The sequence below is a fragment of the Polyangium jinanense genome, from assembly GCF_028435365.1.
Window position 1 is genome coordinate 1 of the sequence record NZ_JAGTJJ010000018.1, and the last position, 22,638, is coordinate 22,638.

17 protein-coding genes are annotated in these 22,638 nt (G+C 68.9%); 10 read left to right on the top strand and 7 right to left on the bottom strand.

What is annotated here, in order from left to right; genetic code table 11:
- Positions 1-142: 142 nt before the first annotated feature.
- Together KEG57_RS26365 and KEG57_RS26370 are read right to left on the bottom strand one after the other, a co-directional pair.
- On the bottom strand, positions 143-1,807 hold the full coding sequence (locus KEG57_RS26365; protein ID WP_272427235.1) for a TolC family protein: 1,665 nt from the start codon (positions 1,805-1,807) through the stop codon (positions 143-145).
- A gap of 121 nt (positions 1,808-1,928) precedes the next feature.
- Positions 1,929-3,539, bottom strand: coding sequence for a hypothetical protein (locus KEG57_RS26370; protein ID WP_272427233.1), 1,611 nt, complete (start codon positions 3,537-3,539; stop codon positions 1,929-1,931).
- An 828-nt stretch (positions 3,540-4,367) separates the two neighbouring features.
- Between KEG57_RS26370 and KEG57_RS26375 the strand changes: the two genes are divergently transcribed.
- The 7 genes from KEG57_RS26375 (at position 4,368) to KEG57_RS26405 (ending at position 13,076) form a co-directional block, all read left to right on the top strand.
- On the top strand, positions 4,368-4,823 hold the full coding sequence (locus KEG57_RS26375; RefSeq protein WP_272427232.1) for a hypothetical protein: 456 nt from the start codon (positions 4,368-4,370) through the stop codon (positions 4,821-4,823).
- 208 nt (positions 4,824-5,031) lie between these two features.
- Positions 5,032-6,834: a c-type cytochrome gene (locus KEG57_RS26380; protein WP_272427230.1), complete on the top strand. Its 1,803-nt coding sequence runs from the start codon at positions 5,032-5,034 to the stop codon at positions 6,832-6,834.
- Positions 6,835-7,041: 207 nt separating this feature from the next.
- Positions 7,042-7,653, top strand: coding sequence for a 30S ribosomal protein S4 (gene rpsD / locus KEG57_RS26385; protein ID WP_272427229.1), 612 nt, complete (start codon positions 7,042-7,044; stop codon positions 7,651-7,653).
- Positions 7,654-8,039: 386 nt separating this feature from the next.
- Positions 8,040-9,932 carry a hypothetical protein gene (locus KEG57_RS26390; protein WP_272427227.1) on the top strand — a complete coding sequence of 631 codons (1,893 nt, stop codon included), beginning with the start codon at positions 8,040-8,042 and terminating at the stop codon, positions 9,930-9,932.
- Between the two features lie 118 nt (positions 9,933-10,050).
- Positions 10,051-11,694, top strand: a complete 1,644-nt coding sequence (locus KEG57_RS26395; RefSeq protein WP_272427225.1) for an aldehyde dehydrogenase family protein — start codon at positions 10,051-10,053, stop codon at positions 11,692-11,694.
- A gap of 3 nt (positions 11,695-11,697) precedes the next feature.
- Positions 11,698-12,486, top strand: coding sequence for a 5'/3'-nucleotidase SurE (gene surE, locus KEG57_RS26400; protein ID WP_272427223.1), 789 nt, complete (start codon positions 11,698-11,700; stop codon positions 12,484-12,486).
- An 11-nt stretch (positions 12,487-12,497) separates the two neighbouring features.
- A complete protein-coding gene (locus tag KEG57_RS26405; protein ID WP_272427221.1) occupies positions 12,498-13,076 on the top strand; it encodes an adenine phosphoribosyltransferase in 579 nt (192 codons plus the stop codon).
- Positions 13,077-13,432: 356 nt separating this feature from the next.
- On the opposite strand, the gene dapE is transcribed toward KEG57_RS26405, so the two are convergent.
- The 4 genes from dapE to ndk are packed head-to-tail and all read right to left on the bottom strand — an operon-like array spanning position 13,433 to position 16,626.
- Positions 13,433-14,515, bottom strand: coding sequence for a succinyl-diaminopimelate desuccinylase (dapE, locus tag KEG57_RS26410; protein ID WP_272427220.1), 1,083 nt, complete (start codon positions 14,513-14,515; stop codon positions 13,433-13,435).
- Positions 14,512-15,339 carry a 2,3,4,5-tetrahydropyridine-2,6-dicarboxylate N-succinyltransferase gene (locus KEG57_RS26415; RefSeq protein WP_272427219.1) on the bottom strand — a complete coding sequence of 276 codons (828 nt, stop codon included), beginning with the start codon at positions 15,337-15,339 and terminating at the stop codon, positions 14,512-14,514. The genes dapE and KEG57_RS26415 overlap by 4 nt, the downstream gene beginning before the upstream one ends.
- Before the next feature lie 22 nt (positions 15,340-15,361).
- Positions 15,362-16,201, bottom strand: a complete 840-nt coding sequence (locus KEG57_RS26420) for a hypothetical protein (RefSeq protein WP_272427218.1) — start codon at positions 16,199-16,201, stop codon at positions 15,362-15,364.
- Complete coding sequence (ndk, locus tag KEG57_RS26425) at positions 16,198-16,626, bottom strand: nucleoside-diphosphate kinase (protein ID WP_272427217.1); 429 nt, start codon at positions 16,624-16,626, stop codon at positions 16,198-16,200. The genes KEG57_RS26420 and ndk overlap by 4 nt, the downstream gene beginning before the upstream one ends.
- 169 nt (positions 16,627-16,795) lie before the next feature.
- Between ndk and KEG57_RS26430 the strand changes: the two genes are divergently transcribed.
- From KEG57_RS26430 to KEG57_RS26440, 3 genes are all read left to right on the top strand, one after another.
- Entirely contained in the window at positions 16,796-17,509 is a 714-nt protein-coding gene (locus tag KEG57_RS26430; RefSeq protein ID WP_272427216.1) for a response regulator, read from the top strand.
- Entirely contained in the window at positions 17,506-19,341 is a 1,836-nt protein-coding gene (locus KEG57_RS26435; RefSeq protein WP_272427213.1) for a HAMP domain-containing sensor histidine kinase, read from the top strand. Before KEG57_RS26430 ends, KEG57_RS26435 begins: the two co-directional genes overlap by 4 nt.
- 61 nt (positions 19,342-19,402) lie before the next feature.
- Complete coding sequence (locus tag KEG57_RS26440) at positions 19,403-21,583, top strand: alkaline phosphatase D family protein (protein ID WP_272427211.1); 2,181 nt, start codon at positions 19,403-19,405, stop codon at positions 21,581-21,583.
- Positions 21,584-22,130: 547 nt separating this feature from the next.
- Here the strand turns inward: KEG57_RS26440 and KEG57_RS26445 are convergent.
- Complete coding sequence (locus KEG57_RS26445; protein WP_272427209.1) at positions 22,131-22,601, bottom strand: hypothetical protein; 471 nt, start codon at positions 22,599-22,601, stop codon at positions 22,131-22,133.
- Positions 22,602-22,638: the final 37 nt, after the last annotated feature.

The following is a 22,638-nucleotide window of genomic DNA, read 5'->3' on the forward strand; positions in this document are numbered from 1 at the left end:
TCTTGCCACGGCCTGTTCGATGAACTGCGCATCGCGCAGTTCATCGACCCCGAGTCCAGCGCTTGCGCTGGTCCGGGGTGAAGGGGGCGGACAGCCCCCTTCTGGGGTGCGGGGCAAAGCCCCGCGCCGTGGCAGCAACCTCTTAGGGGTTCTTCGGTGCCGTGGAGGCCTTTTCCACGTCGCGTCCCGTCGCGTGTTCGAGTCGCGTGCGGGCCACGAGGATCCCGACGCGCGCGTCCACGCGGCGCAAGCGCGCGCGCGTGAGCTCGGCCTCGGCGTCGACGAGCGCCACGCCCGTCGCACGCCCCGCACGGAAGAGCTCGTTCTGCACACGCAGCCCTTCCTCCGCCGCAGCGAGCCCACGATCGGCAGCGTCGATGTTCGCCTCCGCGCGCTTGAGCTCCGCGTAGGCCGACGCAACCTCGACCTTGAGCCCCTGGAGCAATTGCTCCTTCTGCGCGGCGATCTGCTCCACGCGCGACTTCGCCTCGGTCACGGCAGGGATCGCCGTGAGCGTGTCGTTGATGGTCCAGGAGAGCCTGACGCCCGCATTCCATGTGAACCGGAACTCGTCGGCCTGCGGGAAGACGCGCTGGTTCGGGTTCTGGTACTGCCCCTCGGCAAACCCGTCGACGCGCGGGAAGTAACCCGCACGCGCCAGCGAGACCTGCTTCTTCAGCGAGTACTCCGTCTCGTCGAGCGCGCGGATCTCCAGCCGCCGCGCAAGCGCCTCGTCCTGCAGCGCCGCGAGCTGCACCGTGCTCGGCTCCGCCGACGCATGCAGCACGTCGACGCCGATCGTGAGCGGCTTGCCAGCCGGGAGCATGAGCGAGATGCGGATCTGCTCCTCGGCAAGCGACGCGAGCGCATCCGCGTCGGCCTGCACCTGCTGCGCAGACGCGACCTGCGCTTCGAGGCGCAGCACATCGGCCTTCGAGATGAGGCCCGCCTGGAAGGTGAGGTTCGCGTCCTTGAGATGCGCCTCGGCCTGCGCCACGGCCTCTGTCGCGACGACAGCGCTGCCCTTGGCGCGGACCCAGTTGAAGAACGCGACCTTCGCGTCCGCGGCGATCGTCAACCCCTCGGCCTCGAGCTCGATCCGCTTCGCGCTCTCGGCGTGCGAGGCGGACGCGTAGCCCTGCGAGATACGCAGCACGTAGTCCGAGATCGGCAGCGCGATCGACGCCGTGAGCGAGTACGAGTTCAGGAGGACAGGGAACGAGAAGCCCGGCGTCTGCACCGCGGTGATCGGCGTGCCCGCGATGTCCGTGACGCAGTTGCCCGAGAGCGGGGGCGGGCACGGCCTCGACACGAGGGGCCCTTGCTGCACGGGGATCACCTGCGGGTTCGCCGGGTCCAGGTTCGTGCCGACATAGGCGGTCGACGGCGCGCCGAGCACGTTCTGGACCCGGGAGAGGCGCGTGTAGCCCGCGGCGACGGTGACCTGCGGCAGGTAGTTGAGGAGCGCCTGATCGACACGCGCCGCGGCGGCGCGGAGCTCGGCCTGCTTGACGCGGAGCGACGGGCGGGTGCGAAGCGCGATGCGCGCCGCCTCGTCCGGTGTCAGGCCTCCGGGCTGGGGCGCGAGGGCCTCGGCGATGCGATCGGCCGCGGGGGGAGGCGGCGCAGGCGCGGCCGCGGGGGCGGGGGCGGCCGGCGCGGGCGGCGCGGGCTCGCGCGCAGGTTGGGGTTGCGCGAGGGCCGCGGCGGGGGCGCCGAGCAGCAGGGCGAGCGTGCACGCCGTGAAGGCGCGGTGGGCTCTCCGGGGCGAGGACGAAGACGCGAAGCGGGAGACAGAGGACGTCATGTTGACCCGCCGGTCACTTATGGGCGCTCGCCTCTCCCGTCAAGCGCCCATGCACGACTTTACATTCGCGGCATCACGCCGGGGCCACGTGGATTCGTGACCCCCGGGTCGTGACGCTTCTTCAGCGCATGTACGCCGGCGTGGCCACGGCGCTGCGGCACTGCCAGTTGAAGCTTCGCATGTGCGGCGCGCGGCCGTTTTGCTTGAGCTTCGCCACGAGCCCGCCGACGGCGTTCGCGAGCGAAGCATCGTGCGAGTAGTGGTAGGCCATGGCCATGACGTACGCGGCTTCACCCCAGTGCTCGTTGTCCGGGTCTTCTTCGCCCCGGCCCGTTCCGCCTTCGCCCATGAAGTAGTAGGGCTTGCCCGAGCTGTCCATCCCTTCGCGCGCGATGGCGCGGCCGAGCTTCACGATCGACGCGTGCACCTGGTTCTCGCGCTGGCCACCGCGCTCGCTCGCGTAGAGATCGAGGCCGTCGGCGAGGATGGCGCTCATCCAGGGGCTGCAGCCGAAGTACCCATACCCCTCGCCATGCGCGCCGGCGTGATGGGCGAAGCAGCGGGCATTCGAATCGCCGTAGCCCTGCGGATACGTCGCCTGGACGTCGAGGTAGGCGTCGACCGCGTTATCGGCGAGCTCCTGGAAATGGGCGCTTTGATCGTCGGAGACCATCATCGCGTACGTCATGTCGAGCAGGTAGAAGCCCGCATGGCGCTCGGTCCAGAGGCCCGTGTCCTTCCCCTTGTACCGGGGCTTCCAGATGGAAGCCATTCGATCGGCCACGCTCTCCGCGGCCTCGCGGAAGCGATCGTCGCCGGTCAGGAGGTAATGGATCGCGAGGTTCTGGCTATAATGATACTTCGGATCGTTCGCCTTTTTGGGAATGCCGATCTCCAGGTTCTTCCCGCTGCCGGAGATGCCGGCGCGGTAAAGCGCGGTCTCGGCGTAAGCCGTGCGGAGCGTCTCGACGTCGCCCCGCCGCGCATAACCCCGGTAAAACGTGGTGCCGCGATCGTAGAGCCAGACCGCGGGGTCGCCCTTCTTCGGGAGGAACGCGTCGACGTCGTGTTTGTTGTAATCGCAGACCTTCGCCCAGCCGTCGTACGGCGAGCCTGCGGTCTCGGATTCCGGGGCGATCGTGCCCATCACGCCACTCTTCGCGAGCCGCTGGGGCGAAAGGAGCGCATACACGCGCGGCCCCAGCGTCCCGTCCGCGTTCACCAGCGTCTGCTGCACGGGGACCATCGAAAGCGCGCCGGCCTTCGAGCGCTCGCCCACGATCACGCGGAGCTCCGTCTCGCCGGCCACGGCCACGTCAACCTGGATCTGCACGCTCCGGAGGCTCCCGTCGGCATGACGGGCGAGGCCGCGGCGCGCGAGGGGCAGGTCGCGGCCCTCGTGCATCACGCGAACCATGGATTCCTCGAAGAGCTCGCCGGGGGCGAGGGGAATCGCGAAATTGACGCGCTGGGTGCCGGTGTGGCCCTGTGCAGGGACGAGGCGCACCGTCTCGGCGCGCGGCGACGAAAGCGCGCTCTCGGCTTCGTCGGTCTCCTCGGTCTCGGCGGTCGCGACGGTGTCTTCCGCGACGTCCTCGTCGCTCGCTTCGTCGTCGGCCGTATCGCTCGTGGAGTCCACGTCGCTCTCGGCGGCCTCGATCTCGTCATCCAGGACGACGTCTTCGGAGGCGACACACGAGGCCGTGGAGGCGGCGAGGAGGAGGGCGAGCATAGAAATGCAAGAATTGGAATGATAACGGTGCATGGGTGCGCCTTTCAAAGGAGGTGTGCGAATGGCCGAGCCGGGCCGACGCGGTCGCCGCGAGGACGAGGGCCAAACGAAGGATGCCGGTGCGCGCTGGAAGAGGCCGAATGAGGCCGGCGCGTCAATCGGTGTCGGTCATGGGCAATTGAATGACAGGCAGCCGGGACGTCGTCGAGATATTTAATGGGAATGGCACGACGCTGCGGGGCTGCGCATTACCATCCTCCAGCTTTATTTTGGAAAGCGGCCCCACGTGAGCGACGTGGTTTGCCGGCACTCGCGGCATTCGTGGCTGGCAGGCGTACCCGGCGCGCGCGGGAACCGTGCGAAAACTGCGCGGAATCCCACCGGACGCGCGCCAAGGCCCCCTCCGCCCGCCCGGAGTTCTGCTTGGCGCCCTCCCCAAGACCCCTCCGGACGCGCCGACCTCTCTTTGGTGCCCCTCCAAAGACACCTCCGGACGCGCCGCCCCCTCTTTGGCGCCCCTCCAAAGACCCCTCCGGACGCGCCGACCTCTCTTCGGTGCTCCTCCAAAGACACCTCCGGACGCGCCGACCTCTCTTTGGTGCTCCTCCAAAGACACCTCCGGACGCGCCGACCCCTCTTTGGTGCTCCTCCAAAGACACCTCCGGACGCGCCGACCCCTCTTTGGTGCTCCTCCAAAGACACCTCCGGACGCGCCGACCCCTCTTCGGCGCATTCGCGCCCCTTTTTCCGCCTCCGACATATCGCGCGATTCTGTTTGCGTTTTCGCTCACCCGACGACATCGAGAAGGCGAAGCCTTGGAGGTATCGATGCCCGTCCAGACCCATCGGCGCCCGGAGCTACGCGGGTCCGTCGTGAAGTTGCTCGAAACCCTCGTTCCCGCCGTGCGGGACGGAGGCGAGGTGCCCCTCCTCTCGATCGTCGAGAGCGTCGCAGGTGATCGATTGAAGCCCGAGGTCCGCAAGCAGCTCGAAGCCCGCGGCAACGCCGTCTTCCGCCGCGAGGGCGACGCGACGCGTTTCCTCAACGAAGGCCCCGCGCTGCGCATCCCCCTCAAACGATTCGACCTCCGCATCGCCGCCCGCGTCTCCGGCGATGCCCGCCTCGTCGAAGGCGGCGCCGCCCTGTCCTTCCGCGGCGCCGAGACCCTGAGCGCGAGCAAGTTCTTCTTCTCCGTGCGCCTCGAAGGCATCGAAGCCACCGATCAACGAATCGTCGTCGACATGGAGGGCGACTCCTTCGACCAGGTCTTCGAGCTGGTGTGACATCCGCGTCATAGCGGCGCCGGCTGGCACACCAGTTCTCGCCCAGCGCGAACCCTCCTTCACGGGCGTACGCGCCTCCCCCCCGAGTGCAACCCCGCATCCCGATTGAGGTTCCGTTTCATTCACGCGCAGTTGGCGCGCGAACCGGAAGTGGCGAGAATTCGACAAGGCTTGGCTTCTTATTTGCCAAGCGAAGCGCGGAGGCCTCATGCGAACCCATCTTCGACGCCCGCTCGCCTTGCTCCTCGTCTCCCTCGCCGGCGCCAGCATCGCCGCCGGATGCTCAGGCATCGACGACACCTTCGTCCCCAACAAGGACATCGCCGTCGCCGCCGTTTCGCCGCCTGCCATCTCCGGTGGCACCCTCGCCATCGCAGATGACGGCAAGACCGCCGTCGCCGCCGACCCGGACCGCGACGTGGTCTGGATCGTCGACCTCGAAGCCCGTGCCCTGAAAGCCAAGGTCACGCTCGAAGAAGGCGACGAGCCCGGGCGCGTGGCCATCGACAACGAAGGCCGCGCCCACGTGGCCCTCCGCTCGGGCGGCGCCGTGGCGTCGATCGACGTGGCCGGCGGCAAGCTGATCGAGCGTCGCCAGGTCTGCGCGACGCCGCGCGGCATCGCCTACGAGGCCGAAAACGACCGCCTCCACGTGGCCTGTCAGACGGGTGAGCTCGTGACGCTGCCCGCGGGCGGCGGCGCAGCGACGCGCGTGCTGAAGCTCGAGCGCGATCTGCGCGACGTGGTGGTGCAAGGCGACAAGCTGCTCGTGAGCCGCTTCCGCTCGGCCGAGGTGCTCGTCGTGGGCATCGACGGCAAGATCTGGCAGCGCGAGGCGCCGGCCAAGGTGAAGACCTTCGATCCGTTCACCGGCGGGGATTCGCACTTCGAGCCGGCCGTGGCGTGGCGCATGGTGTCGCGGCCGAGCGGCGGCGCGATCATGGTGCATCAGCGCGGGACGGCGAACGCGGTGGTGATCGAGCAGCCCGGCGGCTACGGCAGCGGCGGCGGCTGCGACGGGAGCATCGTGCAAACGACGGTGACCGAGGTGGAGCCCGGCGACGAGACGGTGCCCATCGTGATCCCGCCCCTCGGCGGCGCGTCGCTCTCCGGCTCGGCCCTGCCCGTCGACATCGCCGTCTCGCCGAACGAGAGCGACGTGACGATCGTCGCCGCCGGCAACAACGCGATCCTGCGGACGTCGCGGGCCTCGATCGCGGCCAACCAGTCGACGGGCTGCGATCCTTCGTTCGCCGAGCCGGTGCCCGGGCAGCCGATCGCGGCGCAATACTGGGCCGGCGGAGAGCTCGCCGTGCAGCTGCGCGAGCCCGCGGCGATCTACCTGCCGGGCACGGGACAGACGATCGAGCTGCCCGGCGAGAGCCGCCGCGACACGGGGCACGACGTGTTCCACCAGAGCGCGACGGGCTTCAACTCGCTCGCGTGCGCGTCCTGTCACCCGGAGGCGATGGATGACGCCCGGACCTGGAACTTCAACCCGATCGGTCCGCGCCGGACGCAGTCGATCCGCGGCGGCATCCTGGCGACGGCGCCGCTGCACTGGGACGGCGACATGGAAGACCTCGGCCACATCATGAGCGAGGTGTTCGTGAACCGCATGGGCGGCCAGCCGCTCGGCCCGCGTCAATCGCGGCTCGTCGGTCGCTGGATCGACGCGCAGCCGGTGCTGCCGAAGGCCGAGGTCGCCGACACGACGGCGGTGGAGCGCGGCAAGGAGCTCTACCTCGACGCGAAGGTCGGCTGCGCGACCTGCCACAACGGCGAGAAGCTGACGAACAACGACTGGGCCGACGTGGGCACGGGCAAGGCCTTCCAGGTGCCGACGCTGATGGGCATCGCGGACCGCGCGCCCTTCATGCACGACGGCTGCGCCGCGACGCTGCGTGACCGCTTCAACCCGGCCTGCGGCGGCGGCGACAAGCACGGCGTGACGTCGCACCTGACGCCGGCGCAGGTCGACGACCTCGTCGCGTACCTCGAGACGCTCTGAGAACAGTGGGGGCTCGGCCCTCACGTCTCACGCCCACGAAGCTCCGGATCCGGAGCACCTCCCGCCCCCTCCCCGCTCGCCCAACCCCCCCTCGGAACACCGCGACGAACGTCTTTCCGGCGACCATCGCGGCGCACGTTTGTCTCGCCCACAAATGAAAACGATTTTCATTGTCATTTTCATATCGGAGCGGTAGCCTGGGTTTCCATGAGCCGCTACACAGGTCCCCGCGTTCGCGTGATGCGCGCCCTCGGCTGCGATCTTCCGGGGTTTTCGCGCAAGAAAATCGATCGACGTCCGTACCCGCCAGGTCAACACGGGCAGGCGCGGCACAAACTCTCCGAGTACAAGCTCCGCTTGATCGAGAAGCAGAAGCTTCGCTTCGGTTATGGCGTCTCCGAGGTGCAGCTCCGGCGCCTCATGGTCGAAGCCGGGCGAAGCCAAGGCGCCCCCGGCGACAAGCTCGTCGAGCTGCTCGAACGACGCCTCGACAACGTGGTGTTCCGCGCTGGCTTCGCGCGCACGATCCCCGCAGCACGGCAGCTCGTCTGCCACGGCTTCGTGCACGTGAACGGGCGGCGCGTCGACATCGCCTCGTTCCGGGTCGACCAGGGGCACACGATTTCCCTCGTGCCCAGGGTCTGGAAAAACCCGCACGTGCTCTCCTCAGTCGCAGACGAGACGATGGAGCGCGCCTCGTGGCTCAACGTCGACAAGGCCGCGTTCAGCGCCACCGTGACGGCGCTGCCAGACGCCTCCTCGGCCTTGTTCCCCGTCGATGTGCAGCGGGTCGTGGAGTTCTATTCGCTCCGTCTCTGACGGGTGGGTTATGCGCGGGGCGTTGCCCCGCACCCCAGCAGGGGGCTGTCCGCCCCCTGCACCCCGGACCAGGCACGGCCTGGACCGAAAGCGGAAAAACCGCGCGATGCGCAGTTTTTCCGACGGCCCGTGGCAAGACCACGAACCTCCTCGCCAGCCAAGACAGCAGTGCTGCCGTACGTGCTGGGGACGTTTTCCCTGTCGACAGTGCGCATCGCGCACTGTCGCCCCGCGTCCAGGGCTTGCCCTGGTCCGGGTCGAGGGGTGGATAACCCCTCGTCGGGGTCCGGGGTGAAACCCCGGCGCGGCGCCCCCAAAACGCAAGTTTCTTGCGCATCCCGTCGGATCCTCGTCAGGAGCCGCGCGATTGGGTAGACTCCCGAGGCGTGAACGTCGAACAACGAATCGCGGCGCTGGAAGCGCTCCTTGAAAAGGTCCAGAAGAACGCCGCGTTGCCCCGGCCCGAGCGTGCCGGGATCGGCTCGCTCGCGGTGAAGCCGGGGGACGACGTGGTCGGCGCCCCGATCCCCACGCTCGCTGAGGCCGCGACGCCCATCGTCACGAAGAAGCCCGACATCGGCGACGACCTCTGGGACGAGGCGCCCGCGAAGGATGCGTCGCCCGCGAAGGGCGTGGCCATCGCAACTCCGCTGGGCACGCCGAAGACGCCTCCGGCCAAACCCGCGCCCGTCACCACGGCTGCCAAACCTGCCGCCGTGCCGGGTCCGAAGCCGATCGCGCCTGTCACCACGGCTGCCAAGCCGGCCGCCGTCACGCCGGCCGCCGCCAAGCCCGCGGCCATCCCTGGCCCGAAGCCGATCACGCCCGTCGCTACGGGCGCGAAGCCGGCCGCGACGACGCCCGCTCCCACGAAGCCGGCCGCGCTGCCCAAACTCACGACGCCCACCGCGACGCCCATCGCCACGAAGCCGGCCGTGCCGGTCGACGAGCTCAAGAGGACGCTGCCCGGTGTCGGCGAAGGCGAAGAGGCCGGCGACTCGCGTCCGCCGCCGCTCCAGGACTCCGACGCGATCACCGCGCCGCTTGCCCTGGCGCCGGAGCAGATCGAGGCCCTCATCGGGACCGGTCCCGCGGCTGCGAAGAAGCCGGAGACGAGCACGGGTTTGCCCTCTGCGATCGAGGAGGACGGCGACGGCGAAGATGCCGAGCCGACGAAGCTGTTCGAGCCCGCCTCGACGTCGAAGCCGAGCGCCGCGCTCGTCGCAGCGCTCGCGAAGTCGGCCGAGCCGGAGAAGAAGCCCGAGCCCGAGCAGGCACAGGAGCCCGTCCTCGAAGCGAAGCCCGAGCCGGAGGCTGTCGTCGAGATCGAGGCTGCCGCGCCCGAGAAGAAGCCCGAATCCGAGAGGAAGCCCGCGCCCGAGAAGAAGCCCGAGCCCGAGGCCGTCGTCGAGATCGAGGCTGCCGCGCCCGAGAAGAAGCCCGAGTCCGAGAAGAAGCCCGCGCCGGCCAAGAAGCCCGAGGTGGAGACCGAGGAGGCTTCGATCGAGCTCGGTGCCGCGGAGCTCGAGCCGAAGCCGGAGCCGGAGAAGAAGCCGGTCGCGAAGCCGCCGCTGCCGACGAAGAAGCCCGAGGTCGAGAAGAAGCCCGTCGCCGAGACCAAGCCGCCGGTGGAGAAGAAGCCGGTCGTCGTGGCGAAGGAGCCGGTCGAGACGAAGCCGGAGCCGGAGCCGAAGAAGGGTTTGCCCGGGTGGCTGCTCGTCGCCGCGGCTCTCTTGCTCATCGGCGCGGGTGCGTTCGTCGCGATGCAGAAGGGCTGGATCGGCGGCCTGCCCGGTGGGACGCAGCCCGGAAACACGGGCGGCTCCGTGACGCCGACGCCGACGCCCACGCCCACGGAGACGGTGAAGGCTGCGCCGACGCCCGCCACCGCGGAGACGGCGCCGGCGCCGTCGGACAGCGCTGTGGCCGCTCCGCCCGGGAGCGCGTCGGCCGCGCCCGCGGGCAGCGCTTCGGCCGCACCCGCGACGAGCGCCAGCGCCGCGCCGACCACGGAAGCTCCGCCGGCGAAGGATCCGGCGACGCTGCCGGCGACGCGCGGAATCCTCACCGTGAGCTCGAACAAGCAGGCGCTCGTGTTCTTGACCGGCAAGCTGGTCGGCAACACCGGCGAGGCGCTCGAGGTCGACTGCGGTCCGAAGTTCATCCGGCTCGCCGATATGGGCGAGACGAACCCGACGAAGGCCAAGTGGCTCACGCCGGGTCAGTCGGCCGTGATCAACTGCCAGAAGGCGAACACCGTCACCATCAACGTGCCGTGAAGGTCGCCGCGAGAGCGGCGCACCATCGAGGAAGCCTCGAGGCCCCACGCCTCGGGGCTTCTTCGTTTCGAACGCGGGTGGGGCAGAGCCGCAGATGGAATGGTAGGCTCCGCGCCGCATGGACGTGCAGCAAGATGGGCAAGCGGCCGAGGCGCAGGCGGACGCCCCGGAGACGAACGAGACGAACGAGACGAGCGCAACGAGCGCGCCTCGAGCGACGCCGGCGACGGACGGGGCGAGCGGCCCCTTCCCCACGCAAAGTCCGCTCGATGGATCCGCCCTGCCGGCCGTGACGGCGACGTCGCCGAGCGAGATCCCGGCGCTCGCGCGCAAGGCGCGTGAGGCGCAAAAGGCGTGGGCCGCGAAGACGGCGCGCGAGCGGGCGAGCGTGATCGCGCCCGTGAAGCAGCGCATCCTCGCGCGCGCCGAGGAGATCGCGAACCTCGTGCATCGCGAGTGCGGCAAGCCCGTCGAGGAGGCGGCGCTCGCGGAGGTGCTGCCGAACGCAGACCTCGTCGAGTACTGGACCGACGCGATCGAGGAGCTGCTCGAAGGCACGATGGTCGAGTTCGATCCGCTCGCGTATCCCGGGAAGCTCGGCCGGATCCACAAGGCGCCGCGCGGGCTCGTCGGGCTCATCACGCCGTGGAATTACCCCGTGGCGATCCCGCTGCGGACGATCGTGCCGGCACTGCTCGCGGGCAACGCGGTGCTGTTCAAGCCGAGTGAGATCACGCCGCGGGCCGGCGCGCTCGTGGCGTCGTTGTTCGAAGGGCTCCTGCCGGACGGGCTCCTTTCGCTCGTGCAAGGCGGCGGAGACGGGGGCGCGGCGGTCGTCGATGAAGCGGACATCGTGGTGTTCACGGGCAGCGTGGCGACGGGCAGGCGCGTGGCAGTGCGCTGCGCGGAGCGGCTGATCCCGTGCTCGCTCGAGCTCGGCGGGAAGGACGCGGCCATCGTGCTCGCGGACGCGCCGATCGAGCGGACGGCGAACGGCATCGTGTGGGGCGCGTTCACGAACGCGGGGCAAAACTGCGCGTCGATCGAGCGCGTGTACGTGGATCGGAAGATCGCGGACAAGCTCGTGCCGCGCCTCGTGGAGCTGACGAAGAAGCTCGAGCCGGGCCGCGATACGGCCGTGCTGACGACGTCGCGGCAGTGCGACATCGTGCGGCGTCACCTCGCCGAGGCCGAGGCCGCCGGCGCCGAGGTGCTCGCAGGCGGCGCGCCCGAAGCGGGATCCCTCGCGTTCGCGCCGACCGTCGTGAAGCTCGATCGCGAGGACACGCCGCTGCTCCGGGAAGAGACGTTCGGGCCGATCCTGCCGATCGTGCTCGTGGACGGCGCCGAGGACGCGATCACGCGGGTGAACGCGTCGACGTTCGGCCTGACGACGAGCGTGTGGACGCGGCGCGTGGGCGCGGCGCACGATCTCGCGCGGCGTCTCAAGACAGGCGTGGTGACGATCAACAACCACGGGTTCACGGCGGCCGTGGCCGCGGCGCCCTGGACGGGCACGGGCGAGAGCGGGTACGGCATCACGAACAGCCCGCACGCCTTGGCCGAATTGACGCGCCCGCAGTTCGTCCTCGAGGACCGCAACAAGGCCGCGCGCGAGCTCTGGTGGTACCCGTACACGCCGGTGCTGCGCAAGATTGCCTTCGCGATGGCGCGCGCCCGGGGCGGCGCGGGCTTGTTCGGCCGCATCGCGGCGGTCTTCGAGCTCGTCGCCGCACTGCCGAAGCGCCTGCTCGGAGGATGACCCGTGGAGGACTCTCGCCCGCTGATCCTGCTCTCGAACGACGACGGCTTCGCCGCGGAGAACCTGCGCGCGATGCACGAGGCGCTCGCCCGGCACGGTCGCGTGATCGTGTGCGCGCCCGAGGTGAACCAGAGCGCCACGAGCCACTCGCTCAGCCTGCACCGGATCCTACGGCTTCGTAAGGTCTCGGAGGACGTGTTCGCGATCGACGGGACGCCGGCGGACTGCGTCTACGTGGCGATGCACTCGAACGGCCGGGTCTTGCCGCGGAAGCCCGATCTCGTGGTGTCGGGGATGAACCACGGGCTCAACCTGGGCGTCGACGTGTTCTACTCGGGCACGGTCGCGGCCGCGCGCGAGGCAGCGATGCGCGGCGTTCCGGCGGTCGCGGTGTCGGCCGACGCGAAGGCCGATCGCGCCGCGGCCGCTGCGATCGGAGCGCGGATCGCGATGGAGACGCTCGCAACCTTCCGGCGCACGCCCACTCCGCGCGCGCCGCTCTTCAACGTGAACGTGCCGCCGGGGAATGCGTGGTCCGTTCGTCCCACGAAGCTCGGCGCGCGGCTCTACACGGAGAGCGTGATCTTCCGGGAGGATCCGCGCGGGCAGGAGTACCTGTGGATCGGCGGCGGCGGCGTGCGGCACGATCACGTGCACGGCTCGGACACCGAGGCCTTCGACGAGGGCGCGGTGGGAGTCACACCGCTCACGCTGGATCTCACGTCGCACGAGCACCGCGACCTCTGCGTGGCGACGTGCGCAGCCGTTTCCCTCGGAGAACGCGAAGGCTAGTCTTCTCCGCAATGACGACCACGTTCGATCCCGACAAGCTGCCCGGGGCGCATGCGCTCGCGTACCTGCAATCGAAGCTGCGGGACGTGCCCGACTTCCCGAAGCCCGGCATCCTGTTCAAGGACATCACGCCGCTGCTCGCGGATCCACGGGCGCTGCACATCACGATCGATCTGCTCGCGGAGCGATTCATCGGCGAGCGCATCGACATCGTCGTGGGCATCGAGTCGCGCGGGTTCATCTTCGGCGGCGCCGTCGCGACGCGGCTCAACGCAGGCTTCGTTCCCGTCCGCAAGCTCGGCAAGCTGCCCTGGAAGACAGATCGGCTGACGTACGCGCTCGAATACGGCGAGGCCGAGCTCGAGATGCACATGGATTCGATCCCGAAAGGCGCACGCGTGCTCGTAGTCGACGACGTGCTCGCCACAGGCGGCACGGCGAGCGCAGCAGCCGAGCTCGCGCGCAGGCAGGGCGGGACCGTCGAGGCATTCGCATTCGTCGTGGAGCTCGATTTCCTCGCAGGACGATCGCGGCTCGACAGCGAAAACACGCGGCCAGCCGTGTACTCACTCGTGCACGTCGACGGCTAGGCTGAGGGCCGCCGCGCCGGGGCGCTGCCCTGAGGCGCCGCCGCGCCGGGGCGCTGCCCCGGACCCCGCGGGGGCTATCCGCCCCTCGACCCGGACCAGGGCAAGCCCTGGACCTTTGGTGGAAGAACTGCGCTGCGCGCAGTTCTTCCAACGGGCCGGTGGGACGGCGTTGCCAGTTGAAATGGCAGCGCGGCTGTCTTGGTTGGCAGGGTCGTCGCTGGTCTTGACTCGGCCTGTTCGATGAACTGCGCGCAGCGCAGTTCATCGACCCCGGGTCCAGCGCTTGCGCTGGTCCGGGTCCAGGGGCGGACAGCCCCGGTGGGGCCTGGGGCAACGCCCCAGCGAAACGCCCCCAGCTACCGCCGCCCGATCGCCTCGAAGAACCGACCGAGGATCGCGCGACCTTCCACGAGCAGTGGGATCGACGTCCACTCGTTTCGCTGGTGCGCCTGCGCGTTCACGCCTGGGCCCCAGTTCACGGCGGGCACGGAGAGCGCGGCGAACCGCGCGACGTCGGTCCATGCCTGCTTTGCCTCCACGCCGGCTACGCCTGCGTCCTTGAGTGCGACGACGAGCGGGTGCGAGGCGTGCGGCGGCGCGGATGGGGAGAGGTCGGTCCACTCGATCTTTGCGCGGCCTGCGACGAGCGCTTCGATCTCGCGTTGCGCTTCGGCGATCGACGTGTCGGGCGAGAACCGGTGGTTCAGGTTGAGCGTGAATGCGTCGGGCACGACGTTCCGGCCGCGGCCGCCCTCGGCGAGGGTCGCGGACGTCACTGTGCGGTAGACGAGACCATCGAGGATCACCGTGCGCGGCTCGCGCGCGCCGAGCTCGGTGAGGAACGGGCCGGCCTTGTGGATCGCGTTCTCGCCTTGCCACGGCCGCGCGCTGTGCGCGGTGCGCCCCTCGAACGTGAGACGCGCGTGGATCGAGCCTGACGCGCCGAGGCTGAGCTTGTTGTCCGAAGGCTCCATGCAGACGGCGAGATCCACGGCCGTCGCCTCGGGATCGTCCGCGAGCACGCGGCCGAGCTCGTTCTCCGCGTATGGGCCTTCTTCACGTGCGTAGAAGATCAACGTGAGATCCGTGCCTGCGATCTCGCGCGCCCCGTGCTCCAGGAGATCGAGCATCAGCGCCAAGCCCGACTTCATGTCCGAAGCGCCGGGACCGTAGAGCTTGTCGCCCTCGACGCGCGGCGGACCATCGTGCGACGTGCGCACGACGTCGAGGTGCCCCGCGAGCGCGACACGCGGCCCGCCCGTGCCTCGCGTGACGGGCACGACGATCGAGTCGCCGTGACGGCGCGGCGGCGCGGCGAGCGACGCGCGGGAGACACGCTCCATCACCGCGTCGGCGATCAGGCGCTCCTCCCCGATCGGCGAGGGAATGTTGCAGAGCCAAAGAAGTGTCTCGACGAGCCTCGCCTCGACCCCGCTCATACCGCCACCGCGAAGTCCCGGAGCGCTGCGTTCAGCGACACCTTGCGATCGGTCGACTCGCTGCGCTTTCCGATAATGAGCGCGCACGGTACGCCGAACTCGCCCGCCGGAAAACGCTTCGGCCGCATGCCGGGGATGACGACGCTGCGCGCGGGGACGCGGCCGCGGTGCTCCACGACCTCGGAGCCCGTGACGTCGAGGATCGCCGTCGACGCCGTCAGCACGACACCCGCGCCGAGGACCGCCTCGCGCTCCACGATCACGCCTTCGACCACGATCACGCGCGACCCGACGAACACGCCGTCCTCGATGATCACCGGCTGCGCGCTCGGCGGCTCGAGCACGCCGCCGATCCCGACACCGCCCGCGAGATGGCAATCGCGGCCGATCTGCGCGCACGATCCCACGGTCGCCCACGTATCGACCATCGACCCCGCGCCCACGCGCGCGCCGATGTTCACGTAGCCCGGCATGAGGATCGCGCCCGGCTCGAGGAACGCGCCGTAGCGCACCGTGCCCGGCGGCACGACACGCACGCCCGCGGCTTCGAGGCCACGCTTGAGCGGGATCTTGTCGTGGAACTCGAGCGGCCCCGCCTCCATCACCGACATCTTCTGCACGGCGAAGTAGAGCAGGATGGCCTGCTTCACCCACGCGTGCGTCACCCAGTTGCCCTCGGAGACGGGCTCGGCGACGCGGAGAACGCCACGATCGAGCGCGTCGATCGTCTGCAGGACGGCGCGCTCGTGCTCGGGATCCTTCAGGAGCGAACGATCGGCGAAGGCGGCCGAGACGAGCGGCGCGAGGGAATCGGCGAGGTTCATCCCGGCCGACTTAGCACGGATTTCAGGGCGCCTCGCGCTCGCTCTCCATCGACACGATCCCCGCGGCCACGTCGATCGTGAGCCCGAGCTTCGCGCGACGTGCAGCCACACGGGCGATCCCGAGCGAGCCCGGCACTTCACCCCGCGCCGTCACGGACAGCACGATCCGCGTCGCCGGGGCATTTCGCGGCGCCGGGCTCAAGCGAACGAGGAGCCCGCCCCCGGACGAACGCGCGACGCCGAGCCGCGCCGTCACCGTCCCGCGCCGCGAGGCGATCGGCGCTGCGAGCTCCACGAGCCCGCCGAGCACGTGCCGATCTGCCACGAGCCACGAAGGCCGCGGCGCATCCACCGCGATCCGAACCACCCCCTCCTCGGCGGATCGATTCGCGCCGAACCGTTGCTCCAGCACGTCCACGAGATCGAGCTCCGTGGGCGTGGGCGCGACGGCCGCGGCGAAGAGCTCCGCGACCGCGAACGCGTCCCTTAGCTCCGCTCCATGCTTGCGAACGGCGGCTTCCAGCGCGAGGCGTCGCCGCGCATCGGAAAGCGAACCACCGTCAGAGAGGGCGGACGAAAGGGCAGCGACACACGCGCCTGCGTGCGCGCCGAGGGTACGGGCTTGCGCCTGGGCCTCTTCGTCGGAGGCGAACGATGCGACGAACGCTTGTTCGAGCGCGGAAAAGGACTCGCGGAGCGCCTCGCAGGCCGGGACCATCTCGGTCCTCGCTTGCGCGAGGGCGCGTGGCCCGATGCGGCGCGAGCCGAGCAAATCGGAAAAGCCTTCGAGCGCGGCGAGGCCCTCACGGACCGCGCCGCGCGCGATGGCGAGCGGGGTTTCTCCGCGCTCCGATCCGGTCACGCGCGAGGCGAAACCTCGTAGCCGGCGAAGAAGTAGGCGATCTCGCGGGCCGCGGACTCGGGCTTGTCCGAGCCGTGCACAGCGTTCTCGCCGACGCTCGCGGCGTACAGCTTGCGGATCGTGCCTTCGGCGGCGTTCGCGGGGTTCGTCGCGCCGATGACCTCGCGGTACTTCGCGATCGCGTCCTCGCGCTCGAGCGCCATGATGACGATCGGGCTGCGGGACATGAACGTGACGAGCTCGTCGAAGAAGCCGCGTCCACGGTGCTCCGCGTAGAAGCCTTCGGCCTCGGCGCGGCTGAGGTGGACCCGCTTCATCGCGCGAACGATGAAGCCCTCCTGTTCGAGGCGGGCGATGATCGCGCCCGTGTGGTTCTTCTCGACCGCATCGGGCTTGACGATGGAAAGAGTGCGCTCCAGAGCCATGAGGCGCCCCTACTAGAAGAAAGAGAGCGTGCGCGCAAGGAAAGCTCGCGCCGGACCGTCGTTATTGCCTCGGCGGTAGGGACGCGTCCCCCCATGGCTCGGCTCGCCCCCGTGCTGGACCCGACTCCACACGCCTGTCACACAAGGCTGCTAGAGGTGGGGCCCACGCATGCCGACGAACGTTCTCATCGTCGAGGACGAGCGCGACCTTCAGCGCGTCCTGTCCTACAACTTCAAGCAGGCGGGGTTCGACGTCGTCTCCGCGATGAACGGCGAGACTGCGCTCCGCGCGGTCAAAGAAGAGCCGTTCGACCTCGTGATCCTCGATCTCATGCTCCCCGACATGCCGGGCACCGAGGTGTGCAAACGCCTCAAGCAAAGCCCGGAGACGGCGAGCATCCCGGTCATCATGGTCACGGCCAAAGGCGAAGAGGTAGATCGCGTGGTCGGCTTCGAGCTCGGCGTCGATGACTATGTGGTCAAACCTTTCTCCGTGCGCGAGCTCATCCTGCGCGCACGCGCGATCCTTCGCCGCGCCGAGGGCACGCCGACGGAGGGCGCGAAGATCGACTTCGGCATCCTCCGCGTCGATCGCGCCGCGCACCGCGCCTGGGTGAACGGCGAGGAGATCTCCTTCACCGCGCTCGAGTTCAAGCTGCTCGTCGTGCTCTTCGATCGCCGTGGCCGCGTCATGACCCGCGACGTCCTGCTCGACGAGGTCTGGGGCTCGCACGTCGACGTCACGGCCCGCAACGTCGACACGCACGTCAAGCGCGTGCGCGAAAAACTCGGCCTCGCCGGTGACTACATCGAGACCGTGCGCGGCGTCGGATATCGCTTCCGCGCCGAGCCCGGCGAGCTCTCCGCGCCCTCGGACGAATGATCGGCCGCCTCGGCATCCGCGCGAAGCTCATCATCGCGTCGGTCGTGCTCATGCTCGCCGCGGGCTTCGCGATCGAGCGGTTCGGCACCCGCTCGCTCGAAACGCTCATGATCGAGCGCACGATGGTGCAGCTCACGGGCGAGCTTCGCCTCTGCGAGGACATCGTCCGCCGCCGCTGCGAGGCCGCGCCGTGCGCCGAGGGCGCCACGATCGATGCGCTCGCGGACGAGCTCGGCGCGCTCTCCGGCGGACGCGTCACGCTCATCGTCCCGGGCGGCGCCGTGCTCGGCGACTCCGAGCTCACGCCGGGCGAGATCTCGCGGACCGAAAACCACGCCTCGCGTGAGGAGGTCGCGTCTGCGCTCGCGACCGGCACCGGCAGCGCGTTCCGCTACAGCGGCACCCTCGGCCAGCGCATGATCTACGCCGCGCGGCGCTACCCGAAGCCCGAGCACGGCGTCTCCGTCGTCCGCATCGCCGTGCCGCTCACGGGCGTCGACTCCGCCATCGGCAGCGCGCGCCTCTTCTTGCTCGTGGGCATCGCCGTCGCGATCGCCGCGGCCGTGGCGATGAGCGCGTTCGGCACGTACTTGCTCACGCGCCCCGTCCGCAGCTTGACCGAGGCTGCGCTGGCGATGGCCGGCGGCAACCTCGCGATCCACGCGCCTGCGCAGGGCACCGACGAGACCGCGCAGCTCGGCCGCGCGTTGAACCGCCTCTCGAGCGAGCTGCTCGCCGCGATCGAAGAGCTCCGTGACGAGCGTGATCTCCTCGCCTCGATTCTCGACGGCATGAACGAGGGTGTGCTCGTCACCGACGGCGACGCGCGGATCGTCCTCGCGAACCGCGCGCTGCGCGGCATGACGCTCGTCGGCGAAGGCACGATCGGCAAGAGCGTCATCGAGGTCATCCGCAACGCCTCGCTCCAGGAGGCGCTCGATCGCGCCGCCGCGAGCAGCGAAGCCGTCGTGCGCGAGGTCGAGCTCTCGGGCCTGCTCCCGCGCAAGCTCCTCGTGCGTGTCTCCAAGCTCCCGACCCGCAAGGATCGTGATCGTCAGAGCACCAACGATCGTGGCCTCATCGCCGTCTTCCACGACGTCACGGATCTCCGGCGCCTGGAGACGATCCGCACCGACTTCGTGGCCAACGTCTCGCACGAGCTCCGCACCCCGGTCACGGCCATCAGCACCGCGGCCGAGACGCTCTTGGCTGGCGCGCTCGCCGAGCCCGAAGAAGCTGCCGAGTTCGTCGACGTCATCGATCGTCACGCCAAGCGCCTGCGGCAGCTCGTCGACGACCTGCTCGACCTCTCGAAGATCGAAAGCAAGAACTACCGCTTGAAGCTCGTCGAGCAGGACGTGATTCCCGCCGTCACGCACGTCGCGCGCCTGCTCGACGAGGCCGCGCGTCGCCGCAAGGTCGAGCTTCGTATCGAGCGGCCCGAGAGCCCGCTCCCGGCGCGTATCGATCGCCGCGCCATGGAGCAGGTCCTCATGAACCTGTGCGACAACGCCACGAAGTACGCGGGCGAAGGCGCGCACGTCGTCGTCGCCGCGCGCCCGAAAGCCGGTGGCGGCGTGGAGCTCAGCGTCAAGGACGACGGCCCCGGCATCCCGCCGGCGCACCTTGGCCGCATTTTCGAGCGCTTCTACCGCGTCGACGCGGGCCGCTCGCGCGACCTCGGGGGCACGGGCCTCGGCCTCAGTATCGTCAAGCACCTCGTGGAGCTCATGAACGGCACGATCGACGTGGAGAGCCAGCTCGGAAAAGGCTCGACGTTCACGGTGCGGCTCCCGCCCACGGGTGAACGGGCGTCGCGCGACCGCATCTAGCTTCCCAAAAAGAATCCGTTCGGGCTTTTGCTGCGCCCCCCGGCTCTGGCACATTTCGATCATGCTGAGCCGTAGAAGCTTCCTTCGCGCAACCGTCGTCACCTTGGGCGCCGCCTTCGTTCCTGGATGCGGCGATGATCCCTCGAGCACCGCGGGCAATCGCGAGCTCGTGGAGGGCAAGGGTTATTTCCCGCAATCCGTCGCCTCGGGGGATCCGCGCCCGAAGAGCGTCGTCGTCTGGACGCGCGTCGTCGACAGCGAAAAGGCTGGCTGGGACCTCGACGTCGAGCTCGAGGTCGCGCTCGACGCCGCATTCACGCAGCCCGTCTCCGAGCCCATCAAGCTCCGCGCCCTCGCCGCTTACGACAACTGCGTCAAGGCGCGCATCGTCGGTGACCCCGGCAAGACCTACTACTATCGATTCGTCTACGAGCGCGGCGGGATCTATTACGTCTCCCGTGTCGGTCGCACGAAGACGGCGCCCGAAGAGGACGCGGACGTGCCGGTGCGCTTCGCCTTCGTCTCCTGCCAGGACTTTATCGGGCGGTATTACAACACGCTCCTCGCGCTGGGGGACGAGGAGCTCGATTTCGTGGTGCACCTCGGCGATTACATTTACGAGACCACGGGCGACCCCTCGTTCCAGACGCCGGACGAGGCGCGCAAGGTCGTCTTCCACGACCCGGCCTCGGCGATCGAGCTCGGGGCGAATGGCGAAGAGAAGTTCTACGCGGCAAAATCGCTCGACAACTACCGCGACCTCTACCGGACGTATCGCTCCGACCTCGCGCTCCAGGCCATTCACGAAAAGTTCCCGATGATCCCGACCTGGGACGATCACGAATTCTCGAACGACTGCTGGGGCGCGAACGGCAATTACCTGAGCGGCCGCGCGGACGAGCTCGACGTCGCGCGCCGGAAGGCCGCGAACCAGGCCTGGTTCGAGTACCAGCCCGTCGACTATGCCGACGACCCCGAATTCAAGTACGACCCCGCCGCCGACTACCCGAACGACATCCGCATCTATCGTGATTTCACGTTCGGCAAGCACGTCCACCTGGTCGTGACCGACCTCCGGACCTACCGGCCCGATCACCTGATCCCCGAAGACGCCTTCCCCGGCGCTGTCATCTTCGATCAGGCCACGCTCACGGCCTCGCCCGGCGGCTTGCCTGGCCCCACGATCGCCACGCCTTACGTCGACATCGAGACGTACGCGGGCGGCCTTTACAAGGGCGTCCTCTCGCAAGCGGCGACGGCCGCGGACTATGACGCCACGAAGGTCACGGGCAACGTGAGTGTCGATTACATCAACGCCGTCGTCGCGCAGATCAACGGCGGCGCGAATCCGCCGGATCCGGCCATCCCGACGATCGACCCCACCGGCCTGCCGCGGGGCCTTTCGTATTTCGACCTCAACAAGGTCAGCTTCTACGCGCAGATCGGCACGCGTTATTTCGTCCACAAGGACGCGTTCGACGTCTTCAGCACGCTCCGCTACGCCGCGGATCCCAAGACCCAGGACGTCATGGGCGAGGCGCAGGAGACCTGGTTCCTCGAGACGCTCACGGGCTCCACGAAGACGTGGAAGGTGTGGGCGAACGAGTTCAACATCGTCCCGGTCCAGGTCGATCTGCGGCAGATCCCGGGCATTCCGGCGAACGTGCAGCGCCGCTTCTACATGGGCGTCGAGGGCTGGGACGGGTTTCGTGACAAACGGAACGAGCTCCTCGGCAAGATCGGCGGGCTCGGCAACGTCGTCGCATTGACCGGCGATTTGCATACGTTCATGGCCGGCACGCCCTGGGCCGAGCAGGATCCCACGAAAAAGATCGTCGAGTTCATGACGGGCGCCGTCTCCTCGACGCCCTTTCGCGACGAGCTCAGCTCGCAGGTGAAGTCCGATCCCGTCCTGAGCCAGGTCCCCGCGGCCCCGCTGCTCGCGCTCCAGATCGACGATCTCGTGCTCGACACCGAGACGAAGGTGAACCCGCACCTCGCCCACGCCGAAAGCAACACGCACGGTTATGCCGTCGCCGAGGTGAGCGGCGCGGAGATCGTGGTGACCATGCACTCGGTTCCCGGGAAGGAGGTCACCACGAGTTACGCGGGCAAGACGGCCGATTTCGTGGCCAAGATGCAAAAGACGCGCTTCAAGACGGTGGCCGGAGGCAGCGACCTCTTCAAGGAGATCGACGGCGCGTGGAAGCGCTGGGATGCGGAAACGCTGATGTGGGTGTGACGGTCACGGGAGCCGCTGCGCTGGGGCTTTGCCCCAGACCCCACGGGGGCTGTCCGCCCCTCGACCCGGACCAGCGCAAGCGCTGGACTCAGGGTCGATGAACTGCGCGATGCGCAGTTCATCGAGCAGGCCGGAGCAAGACCGGCGAGCGACCCCGGCTCCGGCTCCCCACGAGACGCAACAAGCGGCAGAGGACGTCGACGCCGCATGTTCCGCCGCCGGACAGGTGATATCGCCGGGCAAGGGCGCGTGGGACGGCGCCCGCCCGGCGACGCTCGCCCGGATGCGGGTCGGTCCCGGGGCGGAACACGGCCCGTGGAAGGTCGACGCTGCTTGTTCGGCAGCTCGACAAGGAACATCCGACGTTGAGGGTTCGTGTTTGGAGGTTCGACCTTCCCGGGGGAACACGCCCCGCCCCGTGCTCGGCGGCGAGACGATCGCGTCCCGACGCCGATGAGCCTCGTTCGGCTTCGTGCCAGAGGTCCCGCGGCGGGGACGTGGGTTGTCGGCGCGGAGAACAGGCGGGAACGAGGGTGGATGTCGTGTGTCAACGGCCGCCGGGGGTAATGATCCTATTTCGCAAGAATACAACGCGCCTCTCCAGCAGATCTGCATTTGTGGGATTGGGCTCCGCCAACACAGGAAACGCGTCTCGAAGGTCGCCACCGCGTCGCACCACGCGAATCCAGTCCTCCATCAGCTCGCAGTAGACTTCGAGCGCTTCCGTGGGCGATGCAGCTCTATCGGTAACCAGATACGCAGATGGCAAGTCGCCGGCGATGACCCAGAGCCATTCATCGATCGCACCGACGGGTCGAATTCGGAACAAGAACACTCCGACAATCCCGCCAATGCCCAAACCGAAGAACTCCTCCTCGATACCATCGCACCAGCCAAAACTCGTGACGTAACTACGAGCGGTTTCAAGCATTACCTGCAGTTCGCTCGTTTCAGCATCATCCTCCCCGCGCATTTCAGTTGTTGGCCGAATCGTCGAGCGGTCGACATGGCTGTTCATTTCGTTCCTTTCGTTTCGGCTCCCTGGGCTCCCCATC

Coding starts and splice junctions, on each gene's coding strand:
- KEG57_RS26365 (WP_272427235.1), bottom strand. CDS start 1,807: ATGACGTCCTCTGTCTCCCGCTTCGCGTCTTCGTCCTCGCCCCGGAGA.
- KEG57_RS26370 (WP_272427233.1), bottom strand. CDS start 3,539: ATGCTCGCCCTCCTCCTCGCCGCCTCCACGGCCTCGTGTGTCGCCTCC.
- KEG57_RS26375 (WP_272427232.1), top strand. CDS start 4,368: ATGCCCGTCCAGACCCATCGGCGCCCGGAGCTACGCGGGTCCGTCGTG.
- KEG57_RS26380 (WP_272427230.1), top strand. CDS start 5,032: ATGCGAACCCATCTTCGACGCCCGCTCGCCTTGCTCCTCGTCTCCCTC.
- rpsD (WP_272427229.1), top strand. CDS start 7,042: ATGAGCCGCTACACAGGTCCCCGCGTTCGCGTGATGCGCGCCCTCGGC.
- KEG57_RS26395 (WP_272427225.1), top strand. CDS start 10,051: ATGGACGTGCAGCAAGATGGGCAAGCGGCCGAGGCGCAGGCGGACGCC.
- KEG57_RS26405 (WP_272427221.1), top strand. CDS start 12,498: ATGACGACCACGTTCGATCCCGACAAGCTGCCCGGGGCGCATGCGCTC.
- dapE (WP_272427220.1), bottom strand. CDS start 14,515: ATGAGCGGGGTCGAGGCGAGGCTCGTCGAGACACTTCTTTGGCTCTGC.
- KEG57_RS26415 (WP_272427219.1), bottom strand. CDS start 15,339: ATGAACCTCGCCGATTCCCTCGCGCCGCTCGTCTCGGCCGCCTTCGCC.
- ndk (WP_272427217.1), bottom strand. CDS start 16,626: ATGGCTCTGGAGCGCACTCTTTCCATCGTCAAGCCCGATGCGGTCGAG.
- KEG57_RS26430 (WP_272427216.1), top strand. CDS start 16,796: ATGCCGACGAACGTTCTCATCGTCGAGGACGAGCGCGACCTTCAGCGC.
- KEG57_RS26435 (WP_272427213.1), top strand. CDS start 17,506: ATGATCGGCCGCCTCGGCATCCGCGCGAAGCTCATCATCGCGTCGGTC.
- KEG57_RS26440 (WP_272427211.1), top strand. CDS start 19,403: ATGCTGAGCCGTAGAAGCTTCCTTCGCGCAACCGTCGTCACCTTGGGC.
- KEG57_RS26445 (WP_272427209.1), bottom strand. CDS start 22,601: ATGAACAGCCATGTCGACCGCTCGACGATTCGGCCAACAACTGAAATG.